General features: G+C 36.8%; 22 protein-coding genes. 21 read left to right on the forward strand and 1 reads right to left on the reverse strand.

All coding sequences use genetic code 11. The features are described from left to right. The first annotated feature begins 9 nt into the window (after window positions 1-9). From rfbA to H5084_RS08290, 11 genes are all read left to right on the forward strand, one after another. Window positions 10-885 carry a glucose-1-phosphate thymidylyltransferase RfbA gene (gene rfbA / locus H5084_RS08240; protein WP_182690145.1) on the forward strand — a complete coding sequence of 292 codons (876 nt, stop codon included), beginning with the start codon at window positions 10-12 and terminating at the stop codon, window positions 883-885. Beyond that, entirely contained in the window at window positions 882-1766 is an 885-nt protein-coding gene (gene rfbD, locus H5084_RS08245) for a dTDP-4-dehydrorhamnose reductase (protein WP_182690146.1), read from the forward strand. The genes rfbA and rfbD overlap by 4 nt, the downstream gene beginning before the upstream one ends. A gap of 15 nt (window positions 1767-1781) precedes the next feature. After that, window positions 1782-2333 (forward strand): dTDP-4-dehydrorhamnose 3,5-epimerase, encoded by a 552-nt coding sequence (rfbC, locus tag H5084_RS08250; protein ID WP_182690147.1) that lies wholly within the window; start codon window positions 1782-1784, stop codon window positions 2331-2333. Continuing rightward, complete coding sequence (locus H5084_RS08255; protein WP_182690148.1) at window positions 2330-3100, forward strand: ABC transporter permease; 771 nt, start codon at window positions 2330-2332, stop codon at window positions 3098-3100. Before rfbC ends, H5084_RS08255 begins: the two co-directional genes overlap by 4 nt. 2 nt (window positions 3101-3102) lie before the next feature. After that, on the forward strand, window positions 3103-4278 hold the full coding sequence (locus H5084_RS08260) for an ABC transporter ATP-binding protein (protein ID WP_182690149.1): 1176 nt from the start codon (window positions 3103-3105) through the stop codon (window positions 4276-4278). Further along, the gene (locus H5084_RS08265; protein ID WP_182690150.1) at window positions 4259-5083 is read left to right on the forward strand and encodes a glycosyltransferase family 2 protein; all 825 of its coding nucleotides are present in this window, start codon (window positions 4259-4261) and stop codon (window positions 5081-5083) included. The genes H5084_RS08260 and H5084_RS08265 overlap by 20 nt, the downstream gene beginning before the upstream one ends. Before the next feature lies 1 nt (window position 5084). Beyond that, window positions 5085-8195 (forward strand): glycosyltransferase, encoded by a 3111-nt coding sequence (locus H5084_RS19520; protein ID WP_220485925.1) that lies wholly within the window; start codon window positions 5085-5087, stop codon window positions 8193-8195. Between the two features lie 781 nt (window positions 8196-8976). Further along, window positions 8977-9747 (forward strand): glycosyltransferase family 2 protein, encoded by a 771-nt coding sequence (locus H5084_RS08275; RefSeq protein WP_182690151.1) that lies wholly within the window; start codon window positions 8977-8979, stop codon window positions 9745-9747. Continuing rightward, on the forward strand, window positions 9744-10697 hold the full coding sequence (locus tag H5084_RS08280) for an SDR family oxidoreductase (protein ID WP_182690152.1): 954 nt from the start codon (window positions 9744-9746) through the stop codon (window positions 10695-10697). The genes H5084_RS08275 and H5084_RS08280 overlap by 4 nt, the downstream gene beginning before the upstream one ends. Before the next feature lie 8 nt (window positions 10698-10705). Next, entirely contained in the window at window positions 10706-11266 is a 561-nt protein-coding gene (locus H5084_RS08285; RefSeq protein ID WP_220485926.1) for a sugar transferase, read from the forward strand. Between the two features lie 90 nt (window positions 11267-11356). Then, entirely contained in the window at window positions 11357-13249 is a 1893-nt protein-coding gene (locus H5084_RS08290; protein ID WP_182690187.1) for a nucleoside-diphosphate sugar epimerase/dehydratase, read from the forward strand. 125 nt (window positions 13250-13374) lie between these two features. Here the strand turns inward: H5084_RS08290 and H5084_RS08295 are convergent, their stop codons facing one another. Further along, complete coding sequence (locus H5084_RS08295) at window positions 13375-15078, reverse strand: FAD-dependent oxidoreductase (RefSeq protein WP_028869218.1); 1704 nt, start codon at window positions 15076-15078, stop codon at window positions 13375-13377. Window positions 15079-15308: 230 nt separating this feature from the next. Here H5084_RS08295 and H5084_RS08300 point away from each other — a divergent pair, with 230 nt between their 5' ends. From H5084_RS08300 to rpoB, 10 genes are all read left to right on the forward strand, one after another. Further along, on the forward strand, window positions 15309-15602 hold the full coding sequence (locus tag H5084_RS08300; RefSeq protein WP_037071775.1) for a helix-turn-helix transcriptional regulator: 294 nt from the start codon (window positions 15309-15311) through the stop codon (window positions 15600-15602). A gap of 37 nt (window positions 15603-15639) precedes the next feature. Continuing rightward, on the forward strand, window positions 15640-16062 hold the full coding sequence (locus H5084_RS08305; RefSeq protein WP_182690153.1) for a YeeE/YedE family protein: 423 nt from the start codon (window positions 15640-15642) through the stop codon (window positions 16060-16062). Beyond that, on the forward strand, window positions 16063-16530 hold the full coding sequence (locus H5084_RS08310; protein WP_182690154.1) for a YeeE/YedE family protein: 468 nt from the start codon (window positions 16063-16065) through the stop codon (window positions 16528-16530). Between the two features lie 358 nt (window positions 16531-16888). Next, window positions 16889-17269: a preprotein translocase subunit SecE gene (gene secE / locus H5084_RS08315; RefSeq protein ID WP_028869215.1), complete on the forward strand. Its 381-nt coding sequence runs from the start codon at window positions 16889-16891 to the stop codon at window positions 17267-17269. Window positions 17270-17278: 9 nt separating this feature from the next. Then, window positions 17279-17827, forward strand: a complete 549-nt coding sequence (gene nusG / locus H5084_RS08320) for a transcription termination/antitermination protein NusG (RefSeq protein WP_028869214.1) — start codon at window positions 17279-17281, stop codon at window positions 17825-17827. A 296-nt stretch (window positions 17828-18123) separates the two neighbouring features. Beyond that, window positions 18124-18552, forward strand: a complete 429-nt coding sequence (gene rplK / locus H5084_RS08325; RefSeq protein WP_028869213.1) for a 50S ribosomal protein L11 — start codon at window positions 18124-18126, stop codon at window positions 18550-18552. A gap of 4 nt (window positions 18553-18556) precedes the next feature. After that, window positions 18557-19261 (forward strand): 50S ribosomal protein L1, encoded by a 705-nt coding sequence (rplA, locus tag H5084_RS08330; RefSeq protein WP_182690155.1) that lies wholly within the window; start codon window positions 18557-18559, stop codon window positions 19259-19261. A gap of 266 nt (window positions 19262-19527) precedes the next feature. Then, window positions 19528-20031 (forward strand): 50S ribosomal protein L10, encoded by a 504-nt coding sequence (gene rplJ / locus H5084_RS08335; protein ID WP_028869211.1) that lies wholly within the window; start codon window positions 19528-19530, stop codon window positions 20029-20031. A 43-nt stretch (window positions 20032-20074) separates the two neighbouring features. After that, window positions 20075-20440, forward strand: coding sequence for a 50S ribosomal protein L7/L12 (rplL, locus tag H5084_RS08340; RefSeq protein WP_028869210.1), 366 nt, complete (start codon window positions 20075-20077; stop codon window positions 20438-20440). Between the two features lie 320 nt (window positions 20441-20760). Further along, window positions 20761-24795: a DNA-directed RNA polymerase subunit beta gene (rpoB, locus tag H5084_RS08345; RefSeq protein ID WP_028869209.1), complete on the forward strand. Its 4035-nt coding sequence runs from the start codon at window positions 20761-20763 to the stop codon at window positions 24793-24795. The last annotated feature ends 72 nt before the right edge of the window (window positions 24796-24867 follow it).

A 24867-nucleotide genomic window follows, 5' to 3' on the forward strand; every position in this document is an offset into this window, starting at 1 on the left:
CTATATACTATGAAAGGAATTATTTTAGCTGGTGGGTCTGGAACTCGACTATACCCATTGACGCGCGGTGTATCAAAACAATTATTACCGGTTTATGATAAGCCCATGATCTATTATCCCTTATCTACACTTATGCTAGCAGGTATTCGTGATATTTTGATTATTACTACACCTGAGGATAATGAAAGTTTCAGGCGTTTATTAGGTAACGGTTCAGATTACGGTATTAACTTAACTTATGCTGTGCAACCTTCTCCCGATGGCTTAGCTCAGGCTTTCTTAATCGGAGAGGAGTTCATTGGTGATGATAATGTTTGCTTAGTGTTAGGTGATAATATTTATTATGGACAATCTTTTAGTCAAACATTAAAAAATGCGGCAAATAGAACGAATGGGGCTACTGTGTTTGGTTATCAAGTTAAAGACCCTCAACGATTTGGGGTTGTTGAATTCGATGCAAATATGAAAGCCGTGTCTATAGAAGAAAAACCAGATAAACCGAAATCAAATTATGCGGTCACTGGGTTATATTTTTACGATAACCGTGTTGTTGAACTCGCTAAACAAGTAAAGCCATCGCAACGAGGCGAACTAGAAATAACTACACTTAATGAGATGTATTTAAAAGATGGCTCGTTAAATGTCGAATTACTTGGGCGCGGTTTTGCATGGTTAGATACTGGTACACATGAAAGTTTGCACGAAGCCTCATCATTTGTACAAACCATTGAAAATGTGCAAGGTTTAAAAGTGGCTTGTTTAGAGGAAATAGCATGGCGTAATGGCTGGTTAAGTTCACAACAAGTGTTTGAAATAGCAAAACCGATGATGAAAAATGAATATGGTCAGTATCTAAAACGCCTGATTACTGAGGCTCAAAAATGAGAATACTTATCACTGGCAAAAAAGGTCAAGTCGGAAAGTGTTTAGTTGAACAACTAAATAGATTACCTGAGATTACATTTTTAGCATTAGACAGAGCTGAGTTAGATATTACTAACGAAGTACAAGTTAACCGAGTTGTTGGCGAATTTAAACCTAACGTAATCATTAATGCAGCTGCTTATACGGCAGTCGATAAAGCAGAAAGTGAGATTAATTTAGCGTATGCAGTGAATCGAGATGGTCCAAAATTTTTAGCGGAAGCTGCAGAACGAAATAGTGCGTTGATTCTGCATATTTCAACCGATTATGTATTTTCCGGTAATAAAAAAGGGACTTACAGCGAAGCTGATACAACCGCGCTACAAGGTGTGTACGGTGCGAGTAAATTAGCCGGCGAACAAGCTGTTATCAATGCATGCTCTCGACATATTATTTTGCGAACTGCGTGGGTCTTTGGTGAACATGGTAATAACTTTGTCAAAACTATGCTGCGCCTGGCTCAAACAAGAGATGTGTTAGGTGTTGTTGGCGATCAATTTGGTGGTCCAACGTATGCGGGTGATATTGCATCGGCTTTAATTGTTATGGCTAAAGCAATTTTTGATGGTGAAAATGATAAATTCGGCATTTATCATTTTTCTGGTTTGCCGCATGTAAGTTGGAGTGAGTTTGCTCATTCTATTTTTGAAAAGGCGGTAGAGCAAGGTGTACTTAAGAGTTCTCCGACTGTAAATGCAATCAGCACCGCAGAGTATCCAACTCCCGCTAAACGGCCAGTTAATTCAAAATTAGCGACAACATTAATCAAAGACCAGTTTGGGATTGATGCCAGTGATTGGAAGGCTGCGCTACAGAACATTAAAGCGTACACAAATATATAACAGATTGAGTTTATTATGAAAATTATTGAAACAAAAATACGCGATGTGAAAATTATTGAACCTGCAGTTTATGGTGATGAACGAGGTTTTTTTATGGAAACTTGGAGTCAAAAATTATTTGAACAAAAAGTAACCGGTAAACCGACTGCATTCGTGCAGGATAATCATTCTAAATCGAAAAAAGGGATATTAAGAGGTTTGCATTACCAAACAGAAAATACCCAGGGCAAGCTTGTTCGAGTTGTTTCGGGTGAAGTGTTTGATGTTGCCGTTGATATACGTAAAAACTCACCAACATTCGGTCAATGGGTTGGGGTGACGCTTTCAGCAGAAAATAAACGTCAATTGTGGATACCAGAAGGTTTCGCGCACGGTTTCTTTGTTACCAGTGATGAAGCTGAGTTTGTTTACAAATGCACCAACTATTATGATCCAACGAGTGAAGTTTCAGTCCTTTGGAATGACCCTGAAATTGGTATTGAGTGGCCAACTAAAGGTGAAGTGCCTTTATTATCAGAGAAAGATAAGTTCGGATTATTATTAGAAAATGCGGATACTTTGTTATGAAAGAGAATTTATCATTATCTCTAAATTTGAGTAAAAGAGAGCTTTTAACTCGTTACAAAGGCTCACTTCTAGGGTTTTTCTGGGTGTTCTTAAGCCCGCTTTTATTATTAGCTTTATATTCAGCAGTGTTTCAATATATATTTAAAGCAAAATGGGACGTATCTGGCGAAGAATTAAATTTTACCATTGCATTATTTTGTGGTTTATCACCATATTTTTTTCTTACAGAGCTAATGGGGAAAAGTTCTGAGCTAATAAAAAATAATGGTAATTTAGTTAAGAAAGTTGTTTTTAATCGACTCGTGTTACCCTTTTCCACTACATTAAGCTCTTTATTTACTTTATTGGTGAACTTTTCTTTATTGTTAATTGCTTCTCAAGTTCTTGATGGGAACTTAAGTATGTATGAGTTCCTAGTGTTCTTTTATTTAATACCATTGTTTTTTATTGGGTTTGGCCTATCAGTATTATTATCTTGCTTAGGCGCTTATTTTAAAGATCTGAGTAATATTGTTAATTTCATTAACCCAGTTTTAATGTTCATCAGCCCAATATTTTTTAGTGCTGACAAAGTGAGTCCCATTTTTAATGGGGTTATTCATTACAATCCATTAACACATATTATCAATGGAATTCGTAGCGTTGTACTCCATGGTAACTTTAATATTTCTAATTTTATGACATTAACCCTCCTTGGTCTAATAATGACCGCTTGCTCAATATTCTTATTTCGTCGTTTAGAAGAAGACTTTTCGGATTTAATATAATTATGCTTAGTATTAACAATATATCAAAAGGTTATAATATTGACTCCAACGAATGGAGACGAATATTAACTAATCTGGGGTTGAAAAAACAAAAAGAAGAACAGACTTTTTGGGCATTAAAAGATGTTAATTTTACTATCAAAGAAGGTGAAACTGTTGGTATTATTGGGAAAAATGGTTCAGGAAAATCAACATTGCTTCAAATAATTGCAGGCACATTAAAGCCTACAAGCGGTAATGTTATAAAACCTAAAAAAATTGCAGCATTATTAGAGCTTGGTGCTGGTTTTAATCCTGAATTTAGTGGAAGAGAGAATATATATCTAAATGGTGCATTAATTGGAATGAGCCAGAAGGAAATACGAGCAAAATATAATGATATTATTAACTTTTCAGAAATCGAGGAGTTTATCGATCGTCCGGTAAAAACATATTCATCAGGAATGTTTGCTAGATTAGCTTTTTCTATTGCAGTTCATTCTCAACCCGATTTGTTAATTGTTGATGAAGCATTGAGTGTTGGTGATGCATCATTCCAAGAAAAATCGATCAATAAAATGAAAGAACTAAAAGATTCAGGCATACCTATATTTTTTGTAAGCCACTCCATTTCAATGGTAAGAAATTTTTGTACCCGTGCTATTTGGATAAGCAAAGGGAAAATTCGAATGGATGGAGAGGCAAAATATGTCTGTCAGGAATATCTTAATTTTTTACAGCCAAAGAAAGATGTAGAAAATAAATCTGTTATTAAATTAACACCAAGTGATCCTAGTGTCGTATTTAGTGACATTGCAATTTCGGAGAATAAAGTTTCAATCGGGGGGGAGCTAGTTATTTCTGTTGATTTTGAGCAAAAGAAAGAAGTCAGGGATGGCTTTGGACTAGGTGTTATTATTTTTGATGAAGATGAGAATTTTATTTCGATATTTAGCACCGTAAGAGATGGGATTGTAATAGATAAGCTACCAAAGTCGATTAAAATAGGAATGCCATTTGTACCCTTTAAGCCTGGGAAATATAGTATTTCTGTATCGTTAACAGATGAATTAGCAACATTTCATTATGATCGCCATGATCACAGTATTGGCTTTACTGTTGAAGATGTTTTTAACAGTAAAGGACTACCTCGGTATGAGGGGCAAATAGGAATTAAGCATGACTGGAATATTGAATGAAATAAGTTACGAGTATTATTTCCAAAAGGTCAGAGGGAATAAAGTAGTAACTTTAACGAGAATTAGAAATGAAAGTTTGATTCTAGAAGACTTTCTTGATCATGTTAGTACATTCTCAGATGCCATTATTGTTTTTGATGATGACAGTAATGATCAAACCTTAGAAATATGTCGAAACCATAAAAAAGTATGTGCGATTATTAGAAATAGAAATTGGTCTAGTGTGGGAAGATCTAATCAAGAAACATTGCATAGAGATATATTAAATACATTTTCCGATGAGTTCTTTGACTTTTCGTGGAAATTTTATTTAGATGCTGATGAACGCTTAGTTGGTAATATTAGAGAAGACATATTAAAACTAAATGTTGATGAGGTGCATTATATTAGAATCCCTCTTTATGACGCTTACTTAACTGAACATGATAACAAGGCTTTCACTAATAAATCGACCTTATTAAATGGGCGGGAATATTTTGGAATAGAGCGAAGAGATATTATTTTTGCTTGGAATGTAAATGCAAAAGCTGAATATATATTAGACGATGCCCGTGAACCATCTGTTAGTTCAGATCAATATCTAACAATTTTTGCATGTCAGCATTATGGAAAGGCAATATCCTCGGATAAATGGGACCAAAAGTGTCACTATTATATAGATAACTTCCCCTATGAAGTGTATGGAAAGAAGTGGACAGAAAGATTAGGACAGTCTATTCATAAAGAATCTGATTTTTCAACTCCGCTTTATCCTTGGGGTGAAGTGCTCTTTTCAAATTCCCAAAAAATCCACCCGATAAATTAATATGAATATATGTATATTATGCTCCACGTTAAGAAATTACGCTGGGTCTGAAAGAGTTGTTTATGAGCTATCTAGAACCCTTAGTCAATTAGAACACTCGGTATCAATTGGTTGTATTGATATCGGAGATTTTTATTACAATGAAATGTCTGAATATTTAATTACCGATGGCTTAGAGCTTCTAAATGATGAGTACGATATCGTTATTAATTTACATTGGCCTTCATTTTTATATTTTTTTAAAGATGGTTTGAAGTCAAAAAAAATCATTCATTTTAGTCTAAGTGCTTTTGAACCTTTGGAGTCCCTTTTTAAAGGAGAGGATTATTTTGATTTGGTTATTTGTAATTCATGTGAAACTGAATCGCAAATAAAGTTAACTACTGAAAATATCAATACAAAAGTTTTTCCAAACTCGATAAGAATAGATGATTATGTCCCTATGGATAGAAATCGCAAATTAGAAAGAATTATTATTGTTTCTAATCATCCACCGCAAGAGCTTTTAGATGCTATTCCTATTTTTATTGATAATGGAATAACAGTAGATCTTATAAGTGGTACGAAAGATAACTGTGTACTAATTAATAATGATATTTTAAATCAATATGACTTGGTCGTTACTATCGGCTATACGGCTGTCATGGCAATGTCATTGAAAATACCAGTCTATATATATGATCATTTCGGAGGAGATGGTTGGATTAGAGATAATATTACTGAAAATTTTCATTATAATTTTTCTGGAAGACCTAATGCTATAAAAAGAACTGCATTAGAAATATTCGAAGATGTTTATTTTAATTTTTCTAATAATTTGCATTATGTAGATTGTTATTATTCACATATATTAGACAAACATGACATCATTAAAAATGTAAATAAATACATTCTTTCTGATGTAAATAAAAAATATAGACTTATAAAGCCTCTGATTCAATATCATAAAATAGCTCTAACTTACGTTAATCTTTTAAGAGCAAATCGGCATATTGAAGGGATGAATAATATTTACCAAGAAAAAAACAAAGCATTAGATAATAAAGCTAGTGCGCTAATCGAAAAAAACAAAGTATTAGAAGATAAAGCTAGTACGCTAATCGAAAAAAATGAAGCGCTCTCTTATAAAGTTACATTATTAGAGAGTCGTAAAATAAGTCGTTTTTTAAAGAAAATTAACAATAGAGTAAGTGATATGGATTTTTTACAGAAAGTTAAATTTAAGGCAGATGTTTTCTTCTTTTTATTGAAAAGAGTTGTATTTCAAATAAAAAATAGAGGCTTTAAGTATGCCTTCCACCTAATCTTACAGAAGAGAGCTCAAGCTCTTTCAATGCTATTTCCGCGATATATTAAAATTATGGAAAGTAATGTTGACGTGTCGTTTAATAACATCACATTATGTCATGATTTCATACCCGGTTTAGTGAGCGTTATTATCCCTGTTTATGATAGATGCTGGGAATTGAAAGAGGCCATAGATTCAATTTTAGAACAATCATATGAAAATATAGAGTTAATTTTGATTACTGATGGCTCACCAGAAAATACCTTAGCTGCCATCGCTGAGTATGAAAATAATTCAAAAATAAAAGTATTTAATTACCCTAGTTCATCTGGTAATGCTGTAAGAGGTCGAAATAAAGGAATATTAGAGGCGAAAGGGGAGTTTATTGCTTTTCTTGATAGTGATGATATTTCTCTTGTGGAAAGACTTAAAACTAGCTGTGATTTTTTGATAGAACATGAAGATTATGCCGGTGTCTATGGTACATGGATTCCGCTTATAGATGGAACAAGAGTCGTAAATGGTGTTGAAAATGGAACTCCTGTATTCAGTCCTGATGGTAATTTAGGAGATCATATTAGGCACTGTATTCCATGTCAAAGTACAGTTATGGTTCGTGCGTCGGCTCTACGTGCTGTTGGTGGTATTAATACCAACATGAAGTATCGAGAAGATCATGAACTTTGGGCTCGTTTATATGCTAATGGTTTTAAGTTGAAATCTCTACAAGAACCGTTGGTAAAACTACGCTTACATAAAGGAAATAATGAATTAACTTTTGAAGGTGATAATCAATATTGGTATAAGCAATTATTAGAACAATATAATACTAAAGTAAAATTACCTAAAAAAATTGTTTGGATCGTTGCAGGATTAGGTATATCTGGTGGCTTAGCGATTATACTTAAACACGCCAATTATTTATTATCAAAAGGAGCTGATGTTTCGTTATTGACAATGTCAAATGATGAAACTATCGACTGGTATGATAATAAAGTTCCTATCTATGAAATGAGTCGCTCTAAAAGTTATATTTTAGAAAATATTGATATCCTTATTGCAACCGCATGGAATACTGAACAGTACCTGTCACAAATCCCATCAAAACGGAAATTATATTTTGTGCAGTCTGATGAGAGACGCTTCATAGATAGTAAATCTATTCAAAAAACAATTACGGATGGTTATTCAAAGGATTATGAATACTTTACTGAAGCATATTGGATACAAAAAATATTTCATGATGAGTTTAATAAGCAGGCGTTCTATGTTCCTAATGGTATTGACACTGAAATGTTTAATCGTTCCAGTATTTTTGAAGCTAAAGGTGAAAAGAAAAGAGTTCTAATTGAAGGACCTATTGATATTCCATTTAAAGCGGTCGAAGATTGTTATAATGCAGTAAAAGATCTTGATTGTGAAATTTGGTTTATTTCAAGTGCAGGTAAACCAAAAGATTCTTGGCGCTATGATAAGTTCTTTGAAAAAATTCCGATGCATATGATGCCTTCTTTATATAGTTCATGTGATATTTTCATTAAAATGAGTCGTATCGAAGGGTTCTTTGGACCACCACTAGAAGCAATGGCTTGTGGTTGTGTTCCTGTTGTTGGCAAAGTATCTGGTTGGGATGAGTATATTGTTGATGGTTATAATGCTTTAGCTGTTGAACTAAAAGATGTAAAGGGTGCTAAGGAAGCGGTACAGAAACTGTTAGTTGATGAATCGCTAAGGAAAGATATATTGACGAATTCCCAACGGACTGTTTCTGAATGGGGATGGGATAAGTCCTTTAACCGCATGGAACAATTAATAAATAAATAGTTATGTAACAACGTAACTGTACTCTCGAAATGTATACCCAGCCTTTTGCTCGTTAAAAGGCTGGAAAAACATAAAAAATCTGAACAACTTCAGATAAATGCTAAGTAAAAAAAACGTTGAAGCAGCGTTAAATATTAAACTAGACTATTAGTTAGGCTAAAGAAAGCTCACTAGGTACTTATCGAATAACTGTTGTAATGGCACGATTAAGTTCGGCTGATTCAACGTTGAAGTGCATAACCGCTAAGCAGCTATAGCTACCATGTTCAGTCATTAATGTGGCAGGTTTTTTGTAATTTAGTTTCTTTCTTGGACTATCATTGAGCTTTACTATTACATCTCAGAACTTCTGATTGCGATACTTTTTTGAAGTCTGTTGATTTCGGCCAATATTGTCGTAGTAGACCAAATGTGCTGATAGATCGCTTCATAACTAATATCAATGCACTGTTCCTCCTTAAGCCATCCAGATATCTGCTCTGTGCTCCATTTTTTTAATTTTCGAGTCAATTAACTCAATGAGACCAGAATAGCATGAAGATGCTTGTCGAATTAGACGATAAAATTCAGCTGAAAACTATGCAATAGTACGGCATACTGCTCTTAATAGAGTATTAAAAGAAAAAAACGGACGAATAGAAATACCGATTAAATTAATTAAGTCCTTACAGGGTAAACTGCTTCATTATTTCGCTTTGTAATTATCAGTAGAAAGATGTTATTTCATGCATCTTAATTCGGTGTTTTTGACTGCAGCTTGATATTATTAAGGTTTGAAAGTATGGCGCACATCTATATATCTATTGTTTCCCATGGCAATGATGACGATATCATTAATAATTCGAATTTAAAGGAAATTAATATACTTGATAATGTTACCGTTATTATTAGAGATAATTTATCAAGTCCGAAATTGAAGACATATTGTGCTGCAAACTATTTTATGTATAACGCTTCAGATGCCGTATTAGGCTTTGGTGCTAACAATAACATTAATTTTGAAGTTGCTTCCAATTTGGGAATGAATAAAACAGATTGGTTTGTTTTATTTAACCCAGATCTTGATATCTCTGCTGCAATGATTAACAAACTGTCTGCTTCTCTTGGCAATTACTCAAGTCAAATTTTTGCGATTAATCTTTTCTTCGATGATAAATTTTCAAAAATGGAGAATTCATTAAGAAAATTCCCTACTTTTTGTTCATTTTTCAATGTGCTTAAAGGAAGTTCATTTACTAAAGCATACGATAAAAAAAAATTAAGCTACGGGGGGGCCGTTGATTGGGCTGCGGCTTCATTTTTAGCTTTCAAAAGCGATTTATATAAGCAGTTAAATGGTTTTGACGAAAACTATTTTATGTATTATGAGGATGTTGATATTTGTTATAGAGCAAATAAATACTTTAATCAGAAAGTCATCTATCTTCCTGATATTAAAGCTGTTCATCAAGGAGCATATCGAAATAGAAATGTTTTTTCTAAACATTTTAGATGGTATTTGAAAAGTTTATTAAGGTTCTTATTTAAATCTACTTTTGGAATGAAAAAATGAAGGTCTTATTAACTGGCATAACGGGATTTCTTGGAAAAATATTATTAGATGAACTATATAAAAATAATATTCAAGTCATTAGATTGGGCAGAGATTTGAATTTTTCCCAACAATCTGACTATATTTATGTTGATAATCATATTTCTACACAGAACTTTAAATTAGATGCTTATCACATAGATACTGTTATTCATTGTGCTGCTCGAGTCCACGTGATGAATGATAAAGATAGTAATCCACTGGATGCCTTTCGTGCTGTTAATACTAATGGCACACTAAATCTTGCTCAACAAGCTGCAAATGCAGGTGTAAAGCGTTTTATATTTATAAGTTCGATTAAAGTGAATGGCGAATCTACTGTTTTAGGTTTCCCATTTAAGCCGGATGATAGTTTTATTCCTGTCGATCCTTATGGGTTAAGTAAATATGAAGCTGAAATTGGTTTACGTAAGATATCAGAAAAAACTGGAATGGAAGTAGTTATAATCCGTCCTCCATTGGTATATGGCCCCGGTGTAAAGGCCAATTTTGCATCTATGATGAAGTGGGTGAATAGGGGGCTACCATTACCCTTCGGTGGTATTAACGCTAATAAACGTAGTTTAGTATCGGTGGATAACTTAATTGATTTAATCATCACTTGTATTGAACACCCTAATGCGGCAAATCAAACTTTCTTAGTCTCAGATGATGAGGATGTTTCAACTTCGCAATTGTTAATTAACATGGCAACAGCATTAGCGGTCCCCAATCGGTTATTGCCGTTTCCAAGCTCGTTATTTATTTTGGCTGCAAAGCTCATTGGCAAGCCGACTGTATCACAACGTTTGTGTGGCTCTTTACAAGTAGATATATCTAAAACAAAAAAAATGCTATACTGGTGCCCACCTTATCGCACTGTTGAATGTATGAGAAAAACAGCAGACGCTTTTATTAACAATAATAAGTAATTATTTTAATGAACTATTTTATTATTCGAGCTTTAGATTTTTTGATGGCTTTAGTCGGTTTGGTATTGACCTTACCAATATTGATTCTTGTCACTGTTATTAGTTATTTTGATACGGGGTCCCCTATTTTCATTCAAGAGAGAGTTGGAAAAAATAAGCGCGCATTTAAACTTATTAAATTTCGTACTATGTCTGTTGGTACTAAGTCAGTTGCTAGTCACCTTGCAAGTTCTACATCAATTACTAAGTTAGGTGGTTTTCTGCGCAAAACTAAAATTGATGAGTTACCGCAGTTAATTAATGTATTAAAAGGAGAAATGAGTTTTGTTGGTCCCCGTCCTAATTTATTTAATCAGGAGGCGTTGATTATAGAGCGTGAGCGCATGCATGTTTATGATGTGCTACCTGGTATCACAGGTCTTGCTCAGGTTAATGCTATTGATATGTCTACGCCTAAATTACTTGCGAAAACAGATCAAAAAATGATTCAGGAATTAACCATCCAAGCTTACTTTAAATATATCATAATGACGGTAACAGGAAGTGGCTCTGGTGATCGAGTTCAATAGCAATCCCATCGCGCTAATATTAATTTAACAATGTTTTCTACTTTTATGCCCAATCATAAGGTTTTTCCCTTTTCTTCTTAGAGGTATCAAATCATCATTAACTCTATCTTATCAACCTCTCGGTTTTACAAGCGTGTTTTTAGCCTTTTTATTGATACACTTTTTGTCACCGTTGCTTTTTTTGGCGCTTTCTTGACCCGTCTAGGTAACGTTGATTTTGTTGACCATTGGTTACTTGTAGCTTCTCTTGCTTTATGGACACTTTTTATTTTTGCAAGAGTTGGATTATATCGTGCTATTTTGCGTTATTTGAGTGTACATGCTTTATTAACCATTGTGATTAGTTGTTTTGCTTCCGCAATATTGCTTATTGTATTGGGATACTTTTTCGATATTTTTATACCTCGTTCAGTTCCAATTATTTATGCTACTTACTTAATTTTACTTTGTGGTGGCGCTCGGTTATGTGTGCGTATTATTGTTTCGCAGGTTATGTGTAAGCAAAAAAAACGAGTCATCATTTATGGAGCAGGGGACTCAGGTCGTCAATTAGTTAATTTGTTACGTCAAGGGAATGAATATCACCCAGTTGGATTTATTGATGATGAAAAACGTTTGTTTAAGACCGTCGTTAATGGGTTAACCGTTTTCAATCGTAACAATTTGCACTCTTTAATCACTAAAAAACGTGCCGATATTATTTTGTTAGCAATGCCAAGTGCAACAAGGACACAACGTAAAAATATTATAGATTCACTCGTTGACTTACCCGTTGAAATAAAATCAATCCCCAAGTTTTCTGATTTGCTTTCTGGTGCGGCAACCATTGATCAGTTACGTGATGTTCCAATTGAAGACTTACTAGGCAGAGAGCCGGTACCAGCTAAACCTCAACTGCTTGAAGCAAATATAAAGAACAAAATCGTCATGGTGACGGGGGCTGGAGGTTCTATTGGCTCTGAGCTTTGTCGGCAAATTGTTCTGCAAAAACCCAGTTCTCTAATCTTGTTTGAATTATCTGAGTTTGCATTATATAAAGTAGATAAAGAGTTGTCTGAGTTGGTTGTTGAGCAAGGTTTAAATGTAAAGATTATTCCTTTACTAGGTTCTGTACAGCGTTTAAATCGCTTAAAAACAGTACTGAAAAGTTTTCAAGTACAAACTTTATACCATGCCGCGGCTTATAAACATGTTCCTTTGGTGGAGTATAATGTTGTCGAAGGGGTACGTAATAACGTATTTGGTACATATTATACGGCATTAGCTGCTATTGAGGCGGAGGTTGAGTCATTTGTTTTAATTTCGACGGATAAAGCGGTTCGCCCTACTAACGTGATGGGGACAACTAAGCGTATGGCTGAGTTGGTATTACAATCTTTAGCCGCTGAAAATCATAATACCCGTTTTTGTATGGTCCGGTTTGGTAATGTATTAGGTTCATCTGGCTCCGTTATTCCATTATTTAAACGACAAATTGCTGAGGGGAATTATGTCACTGTAACTCATCCAGATATCATTCGTTATTTTATGACTATTCCAGAAGCTGCTCAGTTAGTTATTCAAGCAGGAGCGCTAGGTAAAGGTGGAGATGTATTTGTTTTAGATATGGGAGAGCCTGTTAAAATCGTTGATTTAGCATCTAATCTTATCAAGTTATCAGGGTTAGAAATAAAGTCTGTATCAAACCCATATGGTGATATTGAAATTCGTTATACAGGGCTACGTCCAGGGGAGAAGTTATTTGAAGAGTTATTAATTGGTGATGATGTAGGGAAAACAGAGCATGAACGTATCATGTGCGCTAATGATAGTTTTTTACCTTATAGCCAGTATAAAATAATTTTAGAGGAATTAGATACTGCTTGTCATCACTTTGACCATCAGAAAATTAGGGATATTTTATTATCTGTACCAGCTGGCTTTAATCCAACAGATGGTATTGGTGATTTAGTCTGGAAAGCTCAGCAAGAAATTACTGACTAATATTGGTTTTTTAAACAGGTTCTCAGTCTTGTATGAAAACACAGTAACTCACGACTATGTTTTTACTAGAAGGATAAATCGTATTACCACAACATTCTGTGGTAATACGAAATAGGTTAAATCCCCTAAGTTTTGGAAAATTTATAAGTGCGGTAGCCACCAATTAAGTTGCGTGCTTTAAAGCCGTTATTCACTAACTGACGATAAGCAACATTGCCACGTAAGCCAACTTGACAATAGATAATGATCTCTTTGTCCTTTGGTAGTTCGTGTAGTCGTTGGCGTAGCTCATCCACTGGAATGTTGATAGCTTCTCCAATTTTCCCTAACACTTCTAGTTCACCTGAAGTACGTACATCCAATAATATTTGTTGGTCAGTTAAGTGATCAATTTCATCAAAATGTATGGCTTTAGTATCTCCAATCATAAGGTTATAGGCTACAAAGGCTGCTTGGTTGATAACATCTTTAGCGCTACCAAATGGTGGTGCGTAAGTCAGTTCTAGATGTTGTAGTTGCTCCACTGTCATGCCTGCTCGTTGCGCGACAGCCATGATATCGATTCGTTTGTCGATACCATCTTTACCTGCGGCTTGAGCACCTAGAATTTTTCCTGTTTGTGGGTCAAATAACATTTTAAATGAGACTATTTCTGCACCTGGATAGTAGCTAGCATGGCTTGCCGTGTGTACAAATACTTTCTCGTAGTTAATACCTTTTTGTTTAAGCTGCTTTTCGTTTTGACCCGTTGAAGCGATCGCTAAATCAAATATTTTACAAATAGCTGTGCCTTGAGTACCTTGATAATCTTGATTGCGACCAAACATATTATCAGCAGCCATGCGTCCTTGTCGGTTTGCAGGGCCCGCTAAAGGGACGATTGTTGGTTTACCTGTTACAAAGTCCTGTTCCTCAATGGCATCGCCAACGGCATAAATAACAGGATCACTGGTTTGTAATTGTAGGTTGGTTTTAATGCCACCTAATAAACCAATGTCTAATCCAGCCTGTTTAGCTAAACTGGTTTCAGGTCGAACACCAATGGCCATAATCAATATATCCGTGATCAGTTGTTCACCATTACTTAAACTGAGGTTCAGTTCGCCTTGTAAATGTTGGTTGTCGATACTTTCACCAATGTCTTGATTAGCGATGTGATCATTTTTAATATATTCAACACCCTGTAATGCAACGCCTAGACGTAAGTCTATACCATGATCGCGGATCACTTGATGAGCAAATCCAGCCATCTCTTTGTCTACTGGAGTCATCACTTGGTCTGCTAATTCCAATAGGGTGGTTTTAATGCCCAATTGATGAAATGCTTCCATCATCTCTAATCCAATAAAACCTCCGCCTACCACGGTCGCATGCTTAGGTTTATTGTATTTGATGGTATTGATGATGTTATCCATATCGGGAATATTACGCAGTGAGTGCGTTAATGGATTATCAATCCCCGGAATATTAGGTACGATCGGAGCTGCCCCTGGACTTAATACTAAAAAGTCATAGCTTTCAGTATATTCACTGCCATCATTGAGGTTTTTAATGGTGATTGTTTTTTCGTTGCGGTTAATGCGAATAACTTCTGACAATGGTCGTACATCAACGTTAAAACGAGCTAAGAAGCTTTCCGGAGTTTGTAGTAATAATTGATTGCGATCCTTAATATCTCCACCTACATGGTACGGTAATCCACAGTTAGCAAAAGAGATAAATGGGCCTCGTTCAAGCATAATAATTTGTGCATCTTCACTTAAACGTCTTGCGCGTGCTGCTGCTGATGCCCCTCCAGCAACGCCACCGATAATTACAATTTTTGTCATATCCAATTTACTCCGTATTGCTCATTATTAATTTGATGGTGAGATTTTATTGATCGTTGATCTTTATTTATTAACCACTAGTCGTGCTTGAATTTACAAAAACTATAAATTATTAAATTAGATTTGTCTAATTTAACTTTATCTAATTTAGCTTTTTCTAAATAAGTGTTGACTAATGTCAATGTGGTCAGTATTCTTTTACAATAAATAAATCGTATAAGGTGAAATTCATGGAACTCGATGAAATGAAGTTACGCGCTGGTGAAGTGGCTGAGTTGTTAAAGACCATGGCCCACCAAGAGCGTCTCATGGTGTTGTGCCAATTAATCGAAGGGGAAGTTGGGGTCACTCAATTACAAGCCGGGTCTGAATTAAGTCAGTCGGCGTTTTCACAACAATTATCGGTGTTACGTAAAAATGGTTTGGTTGATGTGCGTAAAGAGTCGCAGCAGGTATTTTATTCCTTATCAGACCCGCGCATTAAAGCGTTAATTATAAGTTTGCATGGGATTTTTTGTGTTTAAGTAAAACTGGTTTAATCAACTTAATTGAGAGAAATATATGACGTTTTCAATACCTTGGCATGCATTGTTGGGGGGAATGTTGTTAGGTTTATCTGCCGCCATTCTGATGTTGTTTAGTGGTAAAGTTGCGGGTATTAGTGGCATTGTGAATGGTTTGATACAGCCTAAAAAAGGGGATACAGCTTGGCGTGCTGCTTTTATTATTGCGATGATTTTGAGTGCTGTTTTTATCGCCCCCTTTGATATTAATTTACCATCTTTACGCCCCGATAGTTACTTATTGATAGCGTTAGCGGGTCTACTCGTGGGTGTGGGCACCCGTCTAGGTAATGGTTGTACTAGTGGTCATGGCATTGTTGGTATGGGACGTTTTTCGGTGCGATCTATTGTTGCTACTGTCGTGTTTATGATTAGTGCAATAGTGGTTGTTTATTTTCGTCAATTATTCGGAGCTATATAAATGCACTATTCATCTTTATTTCGTATTGCAGTTGCAGCGGTAGCGGGGTTGTTATTTGGTGCTGGCATGGTGATTTCTGAAATGGTTGATCCTAATAAAGTGACCGCTTTCTTAAATGTAACGGGAGCATGGGATCCTAGCCTTGCTTTTGTGATGGGAGGAGCGCTATTAGTGTTCACGCCTATTTATCACGGTGTAATTAAAAAACGCCAAACAGCTATCAATGGTGAACCTTTGCTATTAAGCCATAAGACAAAAGTGGATGCGCCATTAATTCTTGGTGCTAGCATATTTGGCATTGGATGGGGGCTAGCTGGGTTCTGTCCTGGTCCTGCAGTGTCTAGTCTGAGTTCAGTTAATCCTGTTATAATTGTGTTTATTGTTTTTATGCTTTTAGGGATGCTGCTTGTTAATCAATATTTAGTGGAGAGAGTTTGTTCGTTGTTTACTAATAAGCGTGGGCATTAATTACAGTCATTGCTATGGTGTAAGATTAATGTTTGTTAATATAAAACCTAGATTCAATTAATATGATAAACCACGTCAATACTTTGTTTGAGAGAGGCGATGGTTAGGTGATGATGTAATAGAAAAGTCGCTGGTTTATCTTTTATCAATAAGAATTGTTATTTTTGTATATAATCAGGTTACAAAAGACAGAAAAATCCTTATACTTACGTGCTTTATTTTTAGGTGACGACTTATGCTTAATATAAAAGCAGTCTTTCACCTACTAAACAATCGCTTTAAATAGGTGGTTGTTTTACCTCTTAGCAACTGATGCTAGGGTCGGTATTATTAATTTTAACAGTGGATAAAAAGCGTTATGACAACAGTAAATTCTGAAAACAGCAAAAGCTCATTCGATGGAGTTAAATGGACGATCACCGTTTTATTATTAGCAGCAATCATTGTTGGTAATTATTTATATGGCGAAGAAACGCATGTTGTATTACGTGTAGCAGTACTTTTATTATTAGCTGCTTTAGCCGTTCTTTCTGCTGCATTTACTGAAAAAGGCAAAACGTTTATTGGTTTTGCTAAAGATGCGCGCCTTGAAGTGCGTAAAGTTGTTTGGCCAACTCGCCAAGAAACAGTACAAACTACATTAATCATCTTAGCGGTATCAACCATTGTTGGTTTGATATTGTGGGGTCTTGATGGCATTTTCGTTCGCCTCATCGCGTTTATCACTACCTCTATTTAAGGGTTTATTATGACTGAAGAAGTTCAAAAAAAGAGATGGTATGTAGTCCAAGCCTTTTCTGGGTATGAAGGACGTGTACAAAAAACATTAGTTGAGCACATCCGTTTAAATGAAATGGAAGAGCACTTTGGACAAATCTTAGTCCCAACTGAAGAAGTTGTTGAAATGCGTGCTGGCCAAAAACGTAAAAGTGAACGTAAGTTCTTCCCTGGTTACGTTTTAGTTGAAATGGCAATGAATGACGATAGCTGGCATTTAGTAAAAAGTATTGACCGTGTAATGGGCTTTATTGGTGGTACTGCAGAACGTCCTGCACCTATCTCACAAAAAGAAGTGGATAATATTCTTAACCGCTTACAAGAGTCTCACGATACACCTCGTCCACGTACCTTGTTTGAAGCAGGTGAAGTGGTTCGTGTTAGTGATGGTCCATTTGCTGACTTCTCTGGTACCGTTGAAGAAGTTGACTACGATAAGAGCCGTTTAAAAGTATCCGTTTCTATCTTTGGTCGTGCGACACCAGTTGAACTTGAATTTTCTCAAGTTGAAAAAAGCTAATTAATTTATAACAAATCAGTTATTTGTTAACGCGTATCTAAGCCAATAAGGTTATTCTTATTGGCTTTTTGTTTTTTAATCACCTGTAATTGTTATTAGGTTAAAAAAACACCAAAAGATCTTGTGAAATGAGGTGGCTTACAGTTATAATTCGCCGCCCATTTTATTTGTGGTGAGAACTTTAGTTAACACGGCAAATTCAATAGGATCGAGTAGGCTGCAATAATGCAGTCACTTATGTATTCATCGGGAAGCTGAGTTTTTTCAGCGTTATACCCAAACAAAGGTAATATATCATGGCTAAGAAAGTAACCGCATATATCAAGCTGCAAGTTTCAGCTGGTATGGCAAACCCGTCACCACCAGTTGGTCCTGCACTTGGTCAACACGGTGTTAACATCATGGAATTCTGTAAAGCATTCAATGCAAAAACAGAAGCTCAAGAAAAAGGCGCGCCAGTTCCTGTAGTAATTACAGTATATGCTGACCGTTCTTTTACGTTCGAAACTAAGACTCCACCTGCATCTTACTTACTTAAGAAAGCTGCTGGCATCAAATCTGGTTCTGCTGTACCTAACAAAAATAAAGTAGGTAAAGTAACAGTTGCTCAACTTGAAGAAATCGCTAAAGCGAAAGAAGTTGATTTAACGGGTGCCGATCTTGAAGCGATGGTACGTTGTATTGCGGGTTCTGCTCGTTCTATGGGTCTGGAAGTAGAGGGTTAATACAATGGCTAAATTATCTAAACGCATGACAGCTATCCGTGCAGAAGTTGACGGAACTAAAGAATACGAAATCAATGAAGCAGTAGCACTTTTACAAAAGTTTGCTACAGCTAAATTCAGCGAAAGCATTGATGTTGCAGTTAACCTAGGTGTTGATCCTCGTCGTAGTGATCAAAACGTACGTGGCGCAACTGTATTACCACACGGTACTGGTCGTGAAGTTCGTGTTGCTGTATTCACACAAGGCGCTAACGCAGAAGCTGCTCTAGCTGCTGGTGCGGATATCGTTGGTATGGACGATCTTGCTGCTAAAGTTAAAGCTGGCGAAATGGATTTTGACGTAGTAATTGCATCACCAGACGCTATGCGTGTTGTTGGTCAATTAGGTCAAATCTTAGGTCCACGTGGCCTAATGCCTAACCCGAAAGTTGGTACTGTTACACCTAACGTTGCTGATGCAGTTAAAAATGCTAAAGCTGGTCAGGTTCGTTACCGTAACGACAAGAATGGTATTATCCATTCTACAATCGGTAAAGCAACGTTCACTGCTGAACAGATTAAAGAAAACCTAGAAGCTTTGATTATTGCGCTTAAAAAAGGCAAACCATCAGGTGCTAAAGGTCAATTCATTAAGAAAGTTTCTCTATCTACAACTATGGGTGCAGGTCTTAAAGTTGACCAAGCAACTCTAGTAACAGTAGTAGCGTAATTTTTTGTAGTGATTTGATGATTAATCATCAAGTCACTATACAAGGTGGCATATTGTTTGTATAATATGCGACCTTACTTTGGAGGGCCTTAGGTCTCTTCTTAGACCGCAGGTGTTAAATCTCTGATTTGACTTAATTTCCTGCGTAGACGGTACCGGACCCCAGAAAGATTATTCTACTGGATCCGAAACCAAAATAGTGCCTCACCATTAGGTGAGGGTGTTTATCTAGGGTAAAACCTAGTGGAATCCAGGAGTAAAACCAAATGGCATTAAGACTCGAAGACAAACAAGCTATTGTTGCTGAAGTCAACGAAGCTGCTAAAGGCGCTCTGTCTGCTGTTGTCGCTGATTCACGTGGCGTAACAGTAGGTGCAATGACTGAACTTCGTGCAAAAGCACGTGCAAACGGTGTATTTTTACGAGTAATTCGTAATACATTAGCACGTCGTGCAGTTGAAGGTACTGACTATGCATGTCTGGCAGATACGTTTACAGGTCCTACTATCCTTGCTTTTTCAAACGAACATCCAGGTGCAGCAGCACGTCTTTTAAAAGACTTTGCTAAAGCTAATGAAAAGTTTGAAATTAAAGGGCTAGCATTTGAAGGCGAATTTATTGAAGCCGATCAAATCGATCGTTTAGCGACATTACCAACTTACGACGAAGCAATTGCGAAACTGATGGCTACTATGAAAGAAGCTGCAGCGGGCAAACTTGTACGTACTCTGGCTGCAATTCGCGACCAGAAAGAAGAATCTGCAGCGTAATTGCTGTAATACCATTTTATAATCTATATATAGGAATTGACTCATGTCTCTTACTAAAGACCAAATCATTGATGCTGTTGCAGAACTATCTGTAATGGAAGTTGTTGAACTAATCGAAGCAATGGAAGAAAAATTCGGTGTATCTGCTGCTGCTGTTGCTGCAGGTCCTGCTGCTGCAGGCGAAGCTGCTGCTGAGCAAACTGAATTCAATCTTGTACTTACTGCTTTCGGTGAGAACAAAGTTAAAGCAATCAAAGCTGTTCGTGCTATCACAGGTCTAGGCCTGAAAGAAGCGAAAGACGCTGTTGAATCTTGCCCTGCTGTATTGAAAGAAGGCATCTCGAAAGACGAAGCTGAAGCTTTCCAGAAAGAGCTTGCTGAAATCGGTGCAACTGCTGAACTTAAATAAGTTAGATTTTCTAACTTATTAGCCATGAAAATGGCACTGGCTGGTGATTATTTAATCACCGGCCTTTTTGCGCTATAGGATACCGTGATTTATCATTATTTTTTACGGTCATCGGACGCTTAAGGTGATGTTATTGCCATATTGTTTCGAACGATAAAGTCAGCGATATAAGCTGCGCCTTAAAAACAGGCTCAAACAGAAACAATAACGACATTTAAAACATCATTAACACCAAAATAATGTGCCGCCGTTGTCATGCAATAAGTTTCAAGCCAAGTAAGACAACTATGACCAATTTAATCAGCGAGCAAAGGAACCACATGGGTTACTCTTATACTGAGAAAAAACGTATTCGTAAGGATTTCGGGAAACGCCCACAAGTAATGGAAAAACCATACTTGTTGGAGATTCAACTAGATTCATTCAAACGATACATTGAAGTCGATCCGACTGGCGAAGTAGGTTTACAAGCTGCTTTTAACAGCATCTTTCCTATCGCAAGTTACTCAGGCACTTCGGAGCTACAATACGTAAGCTACCGCTTAGGTGAACCTGTATTCGATGTAAAAGAATGCCAAATCCGCGGAGTGACATACTCTGCCTCTTTACGTGTAAAACTACGTCTTGTTATTTATGATCGTGATGCGCCAGCAGGCACGGTTAAAGATATCCGTGAACAAGAAGTTTACATGGGTGAAATGCCACTCATGACAGAAAACGGTACTTTTGTAATCAATGGTACTGAACGTGTTATTGTTTCTCAATTACATCGTTCACCTGGTGTTTTCTTTGATCATGATAAAGGCAAAACACACAGTTCGGGTAAAGTGTTATATAACGCACGTGTTATCCCTTACCGTGGTTCTTGGTTAGATTTTGAGTTTGACCCGAAAGATAACTTATTTGTTCGTATTGACCGCCGTCGTAAATTACCTGCGACTATCATGTTACGTGCACTTGAGTACACAACAGAACAAATCCTAGATATCTTCTTTGATACAACTCAGTTTGTTGTTAAAGATGGTGTTATTACGATGGCATTAATTGCAGACCGTTTACGTGGTGAGCAGTTTAACTTTGACATCGTGAGTAAAGGTACAACTTATGTTGAAGCAGGCAAACGTATTACTGCTCGTCATATTCGTCAACTTGAAAAAGACGGCGTACAACATATTGAAGTACCATTTGAACATCTAGAAGGTAAAGTATCAGCGAAAGATTACATCAGCAGCGAAACTGGTGAAATCATTGTTAATGCTAATGATATTTTTACGCTTGAATTATTAGCTGAGCTAGCGCAGTCAGGTATTAAAAAATTCGAAGCTATTTACACTAATGAATTAGATTGTGGTGCATTTATCTCGGATACATTACGTGTTGATTCTTCAACTAACCGTTTAGAAGCGTTAGTAGAAGTTTACCGTATGATGCGTCCTGGTGAGCCACCAACAAAAGATGCTGCAGAAGGTTTATTCCAAAACTTATTCTTTGCAGAAGAGCGTTATGACTTATCTAAAGTAGGTCGTATGAAGTTCAATCGTCGTGTTAACATTGAAGGCGATGTAGGTCCTGGCATTCTATCTAACGAAGATATCTTAAGTGTAATGAAAACACTGATCGATATCCGTAACGGTAATGGCGAAGTTGATGATATCGATCACCTTGGTAACCGTCGTATTCGTTGTGTAGGTGAAATGGCTGAAAACCAATTCCGTGTTGGTCTAGTACGTGTTGAACGTGCTGTTAAAGAGCGTCTATCTTTAGGCGACCTTGATGCGACTATGCCGCAAGATCTGATCAATGCAAAACCTATCTCAGCTGCTGTTAAAGAGTTCTTTGGTTCATCACAACTGTCTCAGTTTATGGATCAAAATAACCCGTTATCAGAAGTAACACACAAACGTCGTATTTCTGCCTTAGGCCCTGGTGGTTTAACACGTGAACGTGCTGGCTTTGAAGTACGTGACGTACACGTAACGCATTACGGTCGTTTATGTCCTATCGAAACACCTGAGGGACCAAACATCGGTCTTATCAACTCGTTAGCTACTTTCTCTCGTACTAACAGTTATGGTTTCTTAGAAACACCTTACCGTAAAGTGATCGATGGTAAACCTTCTGATCAAGTTGAATATTTATCAGCTATCGAAGAAGGTACATTTGTTATCGCACAGGCATCTGCCGGTCTTGATGAAAATGGCATGCTTAACGAAGATATGATCCAGTGTCGTCATAAAGGTGAAACTACCTTCATGGGACCAAACGACATTGATTACATGGATGTGTCACCACAACAGATCATTTCTGTTGCTGCGTCACTTATCCCGTTCTTAGAACATGATGATGCTAACCGTGCCTTAATGGGTGCAAACATGCAACGTCAAGCTGTACCAACATTACGTGCTGATAAGCCATTAGTAGGTACAGGTATAGAACGTCGTCTAGCGATCGATTCTGGTGTAACCATTATTGCAAAACGTGGCGGAACAATTGATTACGTTGATGCATCTCGTATCGTAGTTAAAGTTGCTGATGATGAATTAGTTGCTGGTGAAGCCGGTATCGACATCTACAACTTAACTAAATACACGCGTTCGAATCAGAATACATGTATTAACCAAAAACCAACGTGTAAACCTGGCGAGCCAATTGTTCGCGGTGACGTATTAGCCGATGGTCCATCGACTGATATGGGTGATTTAGCACTTGGTCAAAACATGAAGATTGCCTTCATGCCTTGGAATGGTTACAACTTTGAGGATTCAATCCTTATTTCTGAGCGTGTATCTCAAGAAGATCGTTTTACTACGATCCATATCCAAGAGTTCTCATGTATTGCACGTGAAACTAAATTGGGTACTGAAGAGATCACGGCTGATATCCCTAACGTTGGTGAATCTGCACTAAGCAAACTAGATGAGTCTGGTATTGTTTATGTAGGTGCTGAAGTTAAACCTGGTGATATCTTAGTAGGTAAAGTAACACCTAAAGGTGAAACTCAACTTACGCCAGAAGAAAAACTATTACGAGCAATCTTCGGTGAAAAAGCGTCTGACGTTAAAGACAGCTCTTTACGCGTAGCTAACTCAACTTACGCAACAGTAATTGACGTACAAGTCTTTACTCGTGACGGCGTTGAGAAAGACAAGCGTGCACTAGAAATTGAAGAAATGCAGTTAAAAGCGGCGAAGAAAGATTTAACTGAGAAGTTTAAACTTTTAGAAGGCTCTATTTACGAAAAAGCATTAAACCTATTAGTTTCTGCTGGTCAAGAAGAAGCGCGTCTACTACAAATGCCTAAGGCTCAGTGGTTTGATATCGTGCTTTCTGATGATGAGAAGCAAACGCTTTTAGATCAAATCAATGCACAACACGACGAAATTAAAGCAAACTACGATAAAGAGTTTGATATTAAACGTCGTAAGATTACACAAGGTGATGATTTAGCACCAGGTGTACAAAAAATTGTTAAAGTTTACTTAGCGGTACGTCGTCGCCTACAACCAGGTGATAAAATGGCCGGCCGTCACGGTAACAAAGGTGTTATTTCAAACATCGTACCTGTAGAAGATATGCCTCACGATGAGTTTGGTGTTCCAGTTGATATCGTACTTAACCCATTGGGTGTACCATCACGAATGAACATCGGTCAGATTCTTGAAACACATCTAGGTCTAGCGTGTAAAGGTGTTGGTGAGAAACTAGAGCGTATGATCAAAGATCAGCGTGAAGTCGAAATCAGCAAAGTACGTGAATATGTACAAAAACTTTACTCATTCGGTGATGCTCCGTGTCATGTTGACTTAAATGACTTCGATGATGAAGCTGTATTACGTCTTGCTAAAAACCTATACAAAGGTTTACCAGTAGCGACTCCAGCATTTGATGGCGCACACGAAAGCGAAATCCGTGAATTGTTACGCATGGCTGATTTACCTGAGTCTGGTCAGTTACAATTAACTGATGGCCGTACGGGTATCCCATTCGAACGTCCAGTAACCGTTGGTTACATGTACATGTTAAAACTAAATCACTTAGTTGATGACAAAATGCATGCGCGTTCAACAGGTTCTTACAGCTTGGTTACTCAGCAACCACTTGGTGGTAAAGCTCAGTTCGGTGGCCAGCGTTTTGGTGAGATGGAAGTATGGGCACTAGAAGCTTACGGTGCTGCTTACACTCTACAAGAGATGCTGACAGTTAAATCGGATGATGTTAACGGTCGTACTAAGATGTATAAAAACATCGTAGACGGTGACCATAGAATGGAACCAGGCATGCCTGAATCATTCAACGTATTGTTGAAAGAGATCCGTTCATTAAGCATCAATATCGAGCTAGATGAATCTAACTAAAATTCGTTTTAGTTGAAAATATGTGGCGTCTCGTTTTTTTGAGACGCCTAGTTTTAACTCCTATGGGAGAGT

It is taken from the genome of Psychromonas sp. SR45-3 (assembly GCF_014163575.1).
GTDB classification, from domain to species: Bacteria; Pseudomonadota; Gammaproteobacteria; order Enterobacterales; family Psychromonadaceae; genus Psychromonas; species Psychromonas arctica.